Origin of the sequence: Staphylococcus sp. URHA0057 (genome assembly GCF_000620265.1) — a bacterium.
Taxonomy (GTDB): Bacteria; Bacillota; Bacilli; order Staphylococcales; family Staphylococcaceae; genus Staphylococcus; species Staphylococcus pasteuri.
On the sequence record NZ_JHVS01000001.1, the window covers coordinates 20320 to 32936 of the forward strand.

The 12617-nt window shown below is 31.4% G+C and carries 10 protein-coding genes and 1 pseudogene; 7 read left to right on the plus strand and 4 right to left on the minus strand.

Going from position 1 to position 12617, the window contains the following annotated elements; translation table 11 throughout:
* The first annotated feature begins 8 nt into the window (after window positions 1-8).
* The 3 genes from N524_RS0100120 (at window position 9) to N524_RS0100130 (ending at window position 2984) form a co-directional block, all read left to right on the plus strand.
* Window positions 9-1301 (plus strand): dihydrolipoamide acetyltransferase family protein, encoded by a 1293-nt coding sequence (locus tag N524_RS0100120; RefSeq protein WP_029055304.1) that lies wholly within the window; start codon window positions 9-11, stop codon window positions 1299-1301.
* Between the two features lie 241 nt (window positions 1302-1542).
* Entirely contained in the window at window positions 1543-1980 is a 438-nt protein-coding gene (brxB, locus tag N524_RS0100125; protein WP_029055305.1) for a bacilliredoxin BrxB, read from the plus strand.
* A gap of 14 nt (window positions 1981-1994) precedes the next feature.
* A complete protein-coding gene (locus tag N524_RS0100130) occupies window positions 1995-2984 on the plus strand; it encodes an aromatic acid exporter family protein (RefSeq protein WP_029055306.1) in 990 nt (329 codons plus the stop codon).
* A gap of 82 nt (window positions 2985-3066) precedes the next feature.
* On the opposite strand, the pseudogene N524_RS13625 reads toward N524_RS0100130, so the two are convergent.
* Window positions 3067-3177 (minus strand): annotated as a pseudogene (locus tag N524_RS13625) (hypothetical protein); the annotation flags it as partial.
* Window positions 3178-3332: 155 nt separating this feature from the next.
* Between N524_RS13625 and N524_RS0100140 the strand changes: the two are divergent.
* The 3 genes from N524_RS0100140 (at window position 3333) to N524_RS0100150 (ending at window position 7776) form a co-directional block, all read left to right on the plus strand.
* Window positions 3333-4454 carry a M20/M25/M40 family metallo-hydrolase gene (locus N524_RS0100140; RefSeq protein WP_017637933.1) on the plus strand — a complete coding sequence of 374 codons (1122 nt, stop codon included), beginning with the start codon at window positions 3333-3335 and terminating at the stop codon, window positions 4452-4454.
* Between the two features lie 78 nt (window positions 4455-4532).
* Entirely contained in the window at window positions 4533-5942 is a 1410-nt protein-coding gene (gene gndA, locus N524_RS0100145) for an NADP-dependent phosphogluconate dehydrogenase (protein WP_017637934.1), read from the plus strand.
* 187 nt (window positions 5943-6129) lie between these two features.
* Window positions 6130-7776: a glycoside hydrolase family 13 protein gene (locus N524_RS0100150; RefSeq protein ID WP_029055307.1), complete on the plus strand. Its 1647-nt coding sequence runs from the start codon at window positions 6130-6132 to the stop codon at window positions 7774-7776.
* A gap of 73 nt (window positions 7777-7849) precedes the next feature.
* Here the strand turns inward: N524_RS0100150 and N524_RS0100155 are convergent, their stop codons facing one another.
* Window positions 7850-8719 carry an AraC family transcriptional regulator gene (locus tag N524_RS0100155; RefSeq protein ID WP_029055308.1) on the minus strand — a complete coding sequence of 290 codons (870 nt, stop codon included), beginning with the start codon at window positions 8717-8719 and terminating at the stop codon, window positions 7850-7852.
* A gap of 231 nt (window positions 8720-8950) precedes the next feature.
* On the minus strand, window positions 8951-10435 hold the full coding sequence (gene zwf / locus N524_RS0100160) for a glucose-6-phosphate dehydrogenase (protein ID WP_017637937.1): 1485 nt from the start codon (window positions 10433-10435) through the stop codon (window positions 8951-8953).
* 298 nt (window positions 10436-10733) lie between these two features.
* Here zwf and rnz point away from each other — a divergent pair, with 298 nt between their 5' ends.
* Window positions 10734-11654 (plus strand): ribonuclease Z, encoded by a 921-nt coding sequence (gene rnz / locus N524_RS0100165; RefSeq protein ID WP_029055309.1) that lies wholly within the window; start codon window positions 10734-10736, stop codon window positions 11652-11654.
* Window positions 11655-11704: 50 nt separating this feature from the next.
* Here the strand turns inward: rnz and proC are convergent, their stop codons facing one another.
* A complete protein-coding gene (gene proC / locus N524_RS0100170; RefSeq protein WP_029055310.1) occupies window positions 11705-12517 on the minus strand; it encodes a pyrroline-5-carboxylate reductase in 813 nt (270 codons plus the stop codon).
* Between the last annotated feature and the right edge of the window lie 100 nt (window positions 12518-12617).

The window sequence follows — 12617 nt, forward strand, 5'->3', positions numbered from 1 at the left end:
GCTTAATAATGGATATCAAAATGCCAAAACTAGGCGAGAGTGTACATGAAGGTACTATAGAACAATGGCTAGTATCTGTTGGCGATTATGTTGAAGAATATGAACCGTTATGTGAAGTAATTACTGACAAAGTAACTGCTGAAGTGCCTTCTACTGTTGCAGGTACAATTACTGAAATAGTTATTAGCGAAGGTGAAACAGTAGAAATTAATACTGTTATTTGTAAAATCGATTCACCTAATGAAAATAATGTAGAAAATACTTCTAATGATAATCAACAACAAGAGAAAACTGAAAACACTCAAGTAAATCATCAAGATACACAATCTAGTGTCCAACAAAACTCGACATCAAAAGAAAACTCAGACAAATCTAAAAATAATGGTCGATTTTCACCAGTAGTATTTAAATTAGCTTCTGAAAATCAAATCGATTTATCACAGGTTACGGGTACAGGTTTTGAAGGTAGAGTTACGAAAAAAGATGTATTAGCTTATATTAATAATCCAACTGAAAATCAAACTAATAACAATCATGCACAACCACAAAATGAACCAAAATCAACTACTATACCTAATCATTCACAAGATCAAATCGAATCTACTCAAAATGCAATGCCAGTGAATGGTGTGCGTAAAACGATTGCTCAAAATATGGTTACAAGTGCTACTGAAATTCCACACGGTTGGATGATGATCGAAGCTGATGCAACAAATCTAGTGAAAACAAGAAATCACTTTAAAAATAGCTTTAAGAAAAATGAAGGATATAATCTGACATTCTTTGCTTTCTTTGTAAAAGCAGTTGCAGATGCATTAAAAGCTTATCCAATGTTAAACAGTAGTTGGAATGGTAATGAAATTAAAATTCATAAAGATATTAATATTTCTATAGCGGTAGCTCATGAAAATAAATTATTCGTTCCAGTCATTAAACATGCTGACGAAAAATCAATTAAAGGTATAGCTAGAGAAATTAATGAACTTGCTCAAAAAGCTAGAAATAACAAATTAACACAAGAAGATATGCAAGGTGGAACATTTACAGTGAATAACACTGGCTCATTCGGCTCAGTATCTTCTATGGGTATTATTAATCATCCTCAAGCTGCTATATTACAAGTTGAATCAATCGTTAAGAAACCTGTTGTTATCGATGATATGATTGCAATTAGAAGCATGGTTAATTTATGTATTTCTATTGATCATAGAATTTTAGATGGCTTACAAACTGGTCAATTTATGAATCATATTAAGCAACGTGTTGAACAATATACTGTAGAAAATACAAATATTTATTAAATTTACTATATAGTTAAATCTATACAATAACATTACCGTTCATAAGGTCGGAATGATTAAAAGATATTTAGATTTATAAAGTAAGAGAAAATTCAACTATAAGATTAGGCATAAATGCTTTCATATGTTAGAAAGTATTTATGCCTATTATCATATAGGTTAATCAAGCATGTTGAAGTATGTAACTATAATTAGTAAAATAAAGACAGTAAATTTAAAAAATGAAAGGTGATTCTAATTTATGGATTTAAATTTTGATTTATATATGAATGGGGTCGTAGATCAAGCTAGAAATGAAATTGAAGAAGCTGGTTATGAACAATTAACTACAGCAGACGAAGTAGATAAAGTTTTAAAACAAGATGGCACAACATTAGTTATGGTTAATTCTGTATGTGGTTGTGCGGGTGGTATTGCTCGTCCTGCAGCTACACATGCACTTCATTATGATAAATTACCTGATAGACTCGTAACAGTGTTTGCTGGTCAAGATAAAGAAGCAACACAACAAGCAAGAGATTATTTTGAAGGTTATGCACCATCAAGTCCTTCTTTCGCACTTATTAAAGATGGTAAAATCATTGAAATGATTGAACGTCATCAAATCGAAGGACATGATGTAATGAATGTCATTAGTCAATTACAAGGATTATTTGATCAATATTGTGAAGAAAGATAAGAGGTCATAATTAGATGCTCAAGTTAAATCCTTATAAGATTGGATTTAGAACACTCAAGACAGCTGTTGGTATGACTCTAGGCGTTATTATTTGTAAACTACTAGGCCTTGATAATTATGCTTCAAGTGCGATCCTAGTAGTTCTTTGTATAAAACATACAAAAATGCATTCTTTAACTGCTATTATTTCACGTTTAGTATCTTGTTTATTAATATTATTTTTAGGTTCTGCAATATTTTCCATACTTGGACAACACGCAATTGTGTTAGGTTTAATAGTATTGCTATTTATACCGTTAACAGTTGTATTGAATGCACAAGAAGGTGTCATTACAAGTTGTGTTATTTTATTACACGTTTTTAATGCTAAAACAATCGATGGACATCTTATAATAAATGAAATACTATTACTCATTGTTGGGCTAGGTATAGCATTTATTATGAACTTAATGATGCCAAGTTTAGATAAAACATTAAAACGCTATAAAAATGACATTGAACACCAAATTACTGATGTATTTATTGCATTTGACAAAGCTTGCAAACAACAAAACCATGACCTAAATATAACGTTCGAACCACTGGTTTTAAATATTAAAAAAGCAAAATCTTTAGCTTTTAGAGATGTTAAAAACCACTTCGTGAGAAATGAAAACTCATATTATCATTATTTTGATATGCGAGAAGAACAAGTTGAATTATTAAAACGAATGAAATTTTTAATAGAAAATATTCAAACTAAAGATCCTATTTTAGAGCATATTTCACAATTGCTTTGTGAAATTGGTCATAACGTCAATAGTAATGATTATACTGCTTTAAGATTACATTCCTTATATGAAATACGACTATCATTAGATGAATTACCTTTACCAACATCACATCAAGCACTCAATTCACGTGCTAATATCATTCAGTTGTTAAATGAATTAGAAGAATATTTGAATATTAAATCTCACTTTGGTTCATTAAAAATGCATAGTGAAATTAAGAACTTCGCATAAAAAACTAATAAGTATATTAAAAAATAGCCAGTGGCATATATGCCACTGGCTACTTCTATTAAGAACATCTTTTAATATCAGATTAATTCATCATAGGAACTAAACTTGTAAGTAGTAGTGCTAAAACTACAGCAACTAACATAACAATAATAATAATACGTAAAACTTTATTCATCATAAGGTGTTCCTCCAATTGCCTAATACATATTAAATTGCGTCTTAATTTAATACGAAATCTAATTATAAGATAACATTATATGATTTAAATCGAGAATGCAATCAATTTATTTTTGATATATTCAGAATTCAGTTAAACTATAGTTATATGATTAAGGGGGAATATTAAAGATGAATAAAGAACGTCTCTTAAATACATTTTTAGAATTAGTAAAAATTGACTCAGAAACTGGACATGAACAAGTCATCCAACCCATTTTAAAAGAGAAATTTGAATCACTTGGTTTAGAAGTTAAGGAAGATCAAGCAAGTGAAACAGAAGGATTAGGTTCTAACAATCTTGTTTGTACATTAAGAAGCAATTTATCAGATAAAGATGTTCCGAAGTTGTATTTTACAAGCCATATGGACACAGTTGTGCCAGGAATTAAAGTTCAACCTAATGTAGCGGATGATGGCTATGTATACTCAGATGGAACAACAGTTTTGGGGGCTGATGATAAAGCAGGTTTAGCCGCTATCATAGAGGCAATCACTACAATTAACGAACAAAATTTATCACATGGACAAATCCAATTCGTTATTACTGTAGGTGAAGAATCAGGATTACTTGGTGCCCAAGCACTAGATACTTCTTTATTAGATGCTGATTTTGGCTATGCAATTGATGCGAGTGTTGACGTTGGAACTACAGTTGTTGGTGCGCCAACACAAATGAAAATCAACACAACGATAAAAGGGAAAACCGCACATGCTAGTACGCCAACAGAAGGTATAAGCGCTATAAATATTGCAGCTAAAGCGATTAGTAAAATGAAACTTGGTCAAATTGATGACTTAACAACTGCTAATATAGGTAAGTTTCATGGTGGTTCTGCTACTAATATAGTGGCTGATGAAGTTGTTATAGAGGCAGAAGCACGTTCACATAATGAACAAAGTATTGAACAACAAGCTCAACACATGAAAGATACTTTTGAACAAACTGCAAGTGAACTTGGAGGTCAAGCTCAAGTAGAAATCGAGAAAAGTTATCCTGGTTTCAAAATTAGTGATGATGCCGAAGTAACCAAATTTGCTAAAGCAAGTGCAATTAGTTTAGGTCTTAAAGGTGATACTGTTATTTCTGGTGGTGGATCAGATGGTAGTATTATTAATACTTATGGAATACCGTCTGTCATTTTAGGTGTTGGTTATGAAAATATCCATACTACTAGTGAAAGAATAGCAGTAAAAGACCTTAATTTATTAACAAATCAAGTTCTAAAAATAATTGAACTCGTAGCAGAATAGCACGGTCAATTTAGTGAAGTAAATACTTAATTTGTGATACAATACTATTGAAATATTCGAATAAGAGAGGTAAGTAATATGACACAACAAATAGGTGTAGTAGGTTTAGCCGTAATGGGTAAAAACCTTGCATGGAACATCGAATCACGTGGTTACAGTGTATCTGTTTATAACCGTTCAAGACAAAAAACAGATGAAATGGTAGAAGAATCAAAAGGAAAAAGTATCCACCCAACATATTCATTAGAAGAATTTGTTAATTCTTTAGAAAAACCCCGTAAAATTTTATTAATGGTTAAAGCCGGACCTGCTACTGATGCAACAATAGATGGTTTATTACCTTTATTAGATGACGATGATATTCTTATTGATGGCGGTAATACTAATTATCAAGATACAATCCGTCGTAATAAAGCTTTAGCTGAAAGTGGTGTTAACTTTATTGGTATGGGTGTATCTGGTGGAGAAGTTGGTGCCTTAACTGGTCCTTCATTAATGCCAGGTGGACAAGAAGATGCATATAATAAAGTTAGTGATATCCTTGATGCTATTGCAGCGAAAGCTCAAGATGGTGCTTCTTGCGTAACTTATATTGGACCAAATGGTGCTGGACACTATGTAAAAATGGTTCATAATGGTATTGAATATGCAGATATGCAATTAATTGCTGAAAGTTATGCAATGATGAAAGACTTATTAGGTATGAGTCATACAGAAATTTCTCAAACTTTCAAAGATTGGAATGCAGGAGAACTTGAAAGTTACTTAATTGAAATTACTGGTGATATTTTCACTAAATTAGATGAAGATAACGAACCTTTAGTTGAAAAGATTCTAGACACAGCTGGTCAAAAAGGTACTGGTAAATGGACTTCTATTAACGCATTAGAATTAGGAATTCCTTTAACAATTATTACTGAATCAGTATTTGCTCGTTTCATTTCATCTATCAAAGAAGAACGTGTAAATGCATCAAAATCACTAAATGGACCAACTGCTTCATTTGATGGCGATAAACAAGAATTCTTAGAAAAAATTAGAAAAGCTTTATACATGAGTAAGATTTGTTCATACGCACAAGGTTTTGCTCAAATGAGAAAAGCAAGTGAAGATCATGAATGGAATTTAAAATTAGGCGAGCTTGCAATGATTTGGAGAGAAGGTTGCATTATTCGTGCTCAATTCTTACAAAAAATTAAAGATGCCTATGATAACAATCCAAACCTTGAAAACTTATTATTAGATCCTTACTTCAAAAATATCGTAACAGATTATCAAGACGCTTTAAGAGACGTTGTTGCAACAGGAGTTAAAAATGGTGTTCCGACACCAGGTTTCTCTGCAAGTGTAAACTATTACGATAGTTATCGTTCAGAAGATTTACCTGCTAACCTTATCCAAGCACAACGTGACTACTTCGGTGCTCACACTTATGAACGTAAAGATCGTCAAGGTGTATTCCATACACAATGGGTTGAAGAAGAATAAATAAATTATTTTAACGTCTTACATACATATGTAAGGCGTTTTTTATAATCTTTTTATTACTCCCAAAGATATAAGTAACTGATTTACTATATAAAATAAATATTTTGACGACGTTTCATTTTAAAGATAAAATAATTACTAAAGAAACCGGTTTCATTACAAAATATTAATAGAGGTGTGTTTTCAAATGACAAAAAATTGGTGGAAAGAGGCAGTAGCATATCAAGTATATCCAAGAAGTTTCAAAGATAGTAATAATGATGGTATCGGGGATTTACCAGGTGTTATTGAGAAATTAGATTACTTAAAAGACCTAGGCATTGATGTCATTTGGTTAAGCCCAATGTATAAATCTCCTAATGATGATAATGGGTACGATATTAGTAACTATCAAGATATAATGGATGAATTTGGTACAATGGATGATTTTAATCGTTTATTGGAAGGAGTTCATCAAAGAGGTATGAAATTAATACTTGATTTAGTTGTTAATCATACTTCTGATGAGCATCCATGGTTTATCGAATCTAAATCAAGTAAGGACAATCCTAAACGTGATTGGTACATTTGGGAGGACCCGAAAGAAGATGGCTCCGAACCAAATAACTGGGAAAGCATTTTTAACGGGTCAACTTGGGAATATGATGAGCATACTGGGCAATACTATTTCCATCTATTTAGTAAAAAACAACCAGATTTAAATTGGAATAATAAAGAAGTAAGACAAGCTGTATTCGATATGATGAATTGGTGGTTTGAAAAAGGTATCGACGGCTTTAGAGTTGATGCTATTACGCATATTAAGAAAACTTTTGAAGCAGGTGATTTACCAGTACCAGAAGGTAAAACATATGCGCCGGCATTTGATGTAGATATGAACCAACCTGGTATTCAAGATTGGTTACAAGAAATGAAAGATGAATCATTATCTCAATACGATATTATGACTGTTGGAGAAGCAAATGGTGTAACACCAGATAATGCCGATGAATGGGTTGGCGAAACTAATGGTAAATTTAATATGATTTTCCAATTTGAACATCTAGGTTTATGGAGTACAGGAGATTCACAATTTGATGTTACTGCTTATAAAAATGTATTAAATCGTTGGCAAAAGCAACTAGAAGGTAAAGGTTGGAACGCGCTCTTTATTGAAAATCATGACCAACCTCGTCGTGTGTCCACATGGGGTAATGATAGTCAATATTGGTACGAATCTGCCACTAGCCATGCTGTTGTCTATTTCCTTCAACAAGGCACGCCGTTTATTTATCAAGGTCAAGAAATTGGTATGACAAATTATCCATTCGAAAGTATAGAAACCTTTAATGATGTTGCAGTTAAAAACGAATACCAAATCGTTAAAGAAAATGGTGGAGATGTTAATCAATTATTAGATAAGTATAAAATGGAAAACAGAGATAATTCACGTACGCCTATGCAATGGAATAGCAATAATTATGCCGGATTTACCAATGTAGAACCATGGTTCCCAGTCAATCCAAATTATAAAGAAATCAACGTTGCTGACCAATTAGAAGATGAAAATTCTGTTCTAAATTTTTATAAATCATTAATTCAATTAAAAAAATCAGCTGATATTTACACATACGGTCAATTTGATTTAATTGATGCTGATAATCCAAATATATTTGCTTATACTAGAACGCTTGATAACGAAAAAGTATTAATTGTTGGTAACTTAACTGATAAAGAAAGTAAACTTAATTTAGATGACGACATCAAAGCATTCGATATATTACTTCACAATTATGATACTGATATTAATTTTGATAAGATTCAACCTTATGAAGCTTTTGTGCTTAAAATTTAATTATATTTAATGAAAAACATGCCTTTAATACTGACATATAGTCATTATTAAGGGCATGCTTTTTTATACATTTTCAATTATCATAATCATAATTTTCTTGTTCTACAGGTAACCACAGTTGTATTTTTGTAAAAGGATCATCAAATGATATATCTAATGGGTATACCTCCACATATAAACTATCTCTTTGATAAGGTAAAGTTAATTGCAAACTTGTTTCAATATAATACCAAGCTTCATTCACCGTATAATCAATTTCACCTTGTAAATTAAACTTAGCATAATGCCTACCAGGTAGGAATCTACTTTCTAAATGAGCAGGGTATCGTTCACTTGGTACACCTACAAAAATTTCTAAACCAGAATCAAGAGGGCAACTTATGACGAATAATTCAAATGGACTTACATCATTATAACGCTGTAACTCTTTTAATTGACCATCTAACAACAAATCTTCTAAAAAATCAGGAACATTAAAAGGATTTGATAAATCCTTAGCGTCAATATAACGTGCATATCCAACTAACGAAATATCATCAGTCTTTTCATGTCTATATGGATAAGGTGCTCTTTCTGTAGTTGTCAATTTTATATAAATTCGTTCTTGCATTTTGAGTTCATCTTTTTTAGTTGATGCTTGAATTGGTGAAACGCCATGAAAATCACTAAAGTCATTTGCAAAATCATTTGAATTTTCATATCTATACTTTTTAGCAACATCTACCAAGCGACTCGCACTATGTTTAACATCTATAGCAGCTAATGTGAGTTTTCTTGCCCGTGCATACGCCTCTGGTGATAACCCTACAATCATTTTAAAAGATTGTTCAAGGTGAAAGGGGGAGAGACCAACGTAATCACTTAATTCTTGCAAATTAAACGGCTCAAGTAGACGGTCTTCGATATAAACAATTGCCTGTTGTATTTGCTTGATAACGTCCAATATATTCACTCCAATTATTTTCAATCATTAACTTTTATTCTACATTATTTTGACTAAATATACACCTGAAAGCCTATCAATAAATCAAATTAATAAAAAAGTGAACGACTACAGAAACTGAAATGTTGATGAACTCAACTCACTTGATAGGAGATAAGATATCAAACATCACAGTTATACTATAATCATTCACTATTTGATTTATTTAGTCACATTTTCAATTTAACCTTTTTATTGAATATCGTCCCACCAATGATTACCATCTCTACTTAGTAGTAAGTCACTTTCTAATGGACCGTTCGTACCAGATTCATAGTTAGGAAATTCTGGTTCCACCATTGACCATTGTTCTTGAATAGCATCAACAAATTTCCAAGTTGATTTAAGTTCTTCCCAATGAGTAAAGTTAGTTGGATCGCCTTTAAGACAATCGAAAAGTAAATTTTCATATGCATCAACTGTATTCATTTTATCTTGTGCACCCATAGCATAAGAAAGTTGTACAGGTTCTGTATCAATGCCTTGAATGTTTTTCTTAGCATTTAAATGTAGTGATACACCTTCATTTGGTTGAATATTAATAACTAATAAGTTTGAATCTAATAATTTGTCAGTTTGATAATATAAGTTCATTGGAACTTCTTTAAATTCTACAACGACTTGAATCGTTTTAGATTTCATACGTTTACCAGTTCTAATATAAAACGGTACACCTGCCCATCTAAAGTTGTCGATAGTTAATTTACCAGATACAAATGTAGGTGTAATAGAGTCTTCTGCAACACGATCTTCATCGCGATAAGCTTTAACTTGTTTACCATCAATTACTCCTTCGCCATATTGACCACGAACGAAATTCTTTCTAACATCTTGTGGACGTAATTGACGCAATGATTTTAATACTTTAACTTTTTCAGCTCGTATATCCTCACTATTCAAACTAATAGGGGCTTCCATAGCTAATAAAGCAACCATTTGTAACATATGGTTTTGAACCATATCTTTTAAAGCGCCACTAGATTCATAATAGCCGCCACGATCTTCTACACCTAAAATTTCTGAAGATGTTACTTGAATATTAGAAATATATTTATTATTCCAAAGGGGCTCAAACATTGCATTAGCAAAGCGTAATACCTCAATATTTTGAACCATATCTTTACCTAAGTAATGGTCTATACGATAAATTTCTTCTTCTTTAAATGAACGACGAATTTGATTGTTTAGTGATTCTGCTGATTTTAAATCACTACCAAATGGTTTTTCAATAACTAAACGTTTGAAACCACTAGTATTAGTTAATCCAGATGATTTTAAATAATCTGAAATGACTCCGAAAAACTGTGGCGCCATAGCAAGATAAAACAGACGATTACCTTTTAAACTGAATTGAGTATCTAATTGATTACTAAACTCTAGTAATGATTGATAACTTTCTTCATCACTCACATCATGTTTATGATAAAACACATGTTCCATGAATTCATCAATTCGTTGTGTTTCTTTAACGTGATTTTGGATTGACGCTTTAACTTGTTCACGGAATGTATCGTTACTAATATCACGACGTCCAATCCCTATAATAGCTATATGTTCATCTAAGTTGTCTTGTTGGAAAAGATGGAAAATGGAAGGGAATAACTTTCTATGACTTAAATCACCAGTTGCTCCGAAAATTGTAATTAAACAAGGTATGTGTTTTTGTTTTGTACTCAAGAATAAAACCTCAATTCTATAAAAGATATATGATTATTATATTATATGATAAAGAAAACTTATGGTCATATAATATGCTTTATTAAAGTTCATAAGCAATTTATCATTTAAATAAATGATAATCGATATCATACATATTTACCAAATTATACAACTCACAAACATGTGTAAAACTATGATATGAAATTAAAACTAATACGTTGTACTCAAATGGAATATTGATAATTATATTTTATTTCTTATTATAAAAATTGTCATTATATATGATAGAATGAATCGAAGAGAGGGAGGTGTGAGCATGGAAGTCACATTTTTCGGTACTAGTGCCGGACTACCAACTAAAGAGAGAAATACGCAAGCAATTGCTTTAAATCTAGAACCCTATTCCAATTCAATTTGGTTGTTTGATGTAGGAGAAGGTACCCAACATCAAATTCTTCATCATTCAATAAAATTAGGTAAAGTTGATCATATTTTTATTACTCATATGCATGGAGATCACATTTTTGGGCTTCCAGGATTACTAACGAGTAGGTCCTTTCAAGGTGGAGAAAATAAACCTCTTACATTAATTGGACCTAAAGGAATACAACAGTATGTAGAAACAACATTATCGTTGTCAGAATCACATCTCAATTATCCAATTACATACATAGAAATCGATGAACGTTTAGATTATCATCATGACGGTTTTACAGTACATGCTGAAATTTTGAATCATGGGATAACGTCATACGGTTATCGATTAGAAACACCTACAACACCTGGAACAATAGACGTAGAATCACTTAAATCAATAGGTCTTGAGCCTGGCCCTAAATATCAAGAAGTTAAAATGAATGATACTTTTGAATTTAATGGGAAGATATACCAATCTGATCAGTTTAAAGGAAATGCTAAATCTGGACCAATCGTTGCTATTTTTGGAGATACCAAGCCATGTCAAAACGAACATATCATAGCGAAAGATGCTGATGTTATGGTACATGAGGCAACATATATTGAAGGGGAAAAGACGCTCGCAAATAGCTATCATCATAGTCATATAGATGATGTCTTTGAACTGATGCGCCAAGCAAATGTTAAACAAAGTTTGATAACACATATGAGCAATAGATATACAAAAGAATATATTGATGAAGTTTATAATGAGTTGAAAAATACCACAGACACACCTAACTTTACATTCGTTAATGATTTTGACTCATTCAAAATTTAAATTTAAAACGCCACAGAGACAAATTCTGCGGCGTTTTAGTATATAATAAATTAATCTTCAGTTTTAGATAATTCAACACTGCGATTAACAGCTGCACTTAAACAATCCTCAAAAATAGCTACTAAGTCATATTGAGATAAGGCATCTAAACCAGCTTGTGTTGTACCACCTTTAGAAGTAATATTCTTTCTTAATTGTTCCATACTTAAATCTGAACGTTCAATCATCTTACTCGTACCTATAATTAAATTACGTATAGACTCTTCAACTTGATCTTTTTCCAAACCTAATTCAGTACCTGCTTTAACATATTGTTCAAATACATGATATAAAAATGCAGGTCCGCTTCCAGTTATAGCTGTTACCTGATGTAAATGGTTTTCTGAAACTTCAATAACTGAACCAAATGCGTTAACTAATTCATTAACTTCATCTTTAGATTTAGGACCAAAATTGTTAGAGTAACTTATACCTGTTACAGAATGACCTACTTGGGCATTAGTATTAGGCATAATACGTGCTAAAGGATTATTAGTATTCAATTGTTCTCTAATATAATCTATTGATAATCCAGCCATAATAGAAATAAAACGGTTATTTTCTGTAATTGAATCTTTAATTCTCTCAGCTAAAGCTTCAAAATCATGAGGTTTAGTGCCTAAAAATACGTAATCTGCATCTTTAAGTAATGCTTCATCATCATAACTATAATTGACACCTAATTTGTCAGCAAAATCTTTTAAAGCTTTCTCGTTAGACTTATTAGTTAAATAAATGTCATTAGGATCTAAATTACTAGAGTTTATTATACCTGTAAAAATCGCTTGTGCCATATTACCAGCACCATAAAATACAAGTTTCATATACTTCACATCACCTTCATTTTAATTATAAAATAATGATACTTTAAGAATATAAATATATAGTAACATAAATTGTAAACGGTATATACGAAGGAGGGAT

Excerpts from the sequence above, each read along its gene's own strand:
- N524_RS0100140 (WP_017637933.1), top strand. The coding sequence starts at position 3,333 with ATGAATAAAGAACGTCTCTTAAATACATTTTTAGAATTAGTAAAAATT.
- brxB (WP_029055305.1), top strand. The coding sequence starts at position 1,543 with ATGGATTTAAATTTTGATTTATATATGAATGGGGTCGTAGATCAAGCT.
- N524_RS0100130 (WP_029055306.1), top strand. The coding sequence starts at position 1,995 with ATGCTCAAGTTAAATCCTTATAAGATTGGATTTAGAACACTCAAGACA.
- N524_RS0100120 (WP_029055304.1), top strand. The coding sequence starts at position 9 with ATGGATATCAAAATGCCAAAACTAGGCGAGAGTGTACATGAAGGTACT.
- gndA (WP_017637934.1), top strand. The coding sequence starts at position 4,533 with ATGACACAACAAATAGGTGTAGTAGGTTTAGCCGTAATGGGTAAAAAC.
- rnz (WP_029055309.1), top strand. The coding sequence starts at position 10,734 with ATGGAAGTCACATTTTTCGGTACTAGTGCCGGACTACCAACTAAAGAG.
- proC (WP_029055310.1), bottom strand. The coding sequence starts at position 12,517 with ATGAAACTTGTATTTTATGGTGCTGGTAATATGGCACAAGCGATTTTT.
- N524_RS0100150 (WP_029055307.1), top strand. The coding sequence starts at position 6,130 with ATGACAAAAAATTGGTGGAAAGAGGCAGTAGCATATCAAGTATATCCA.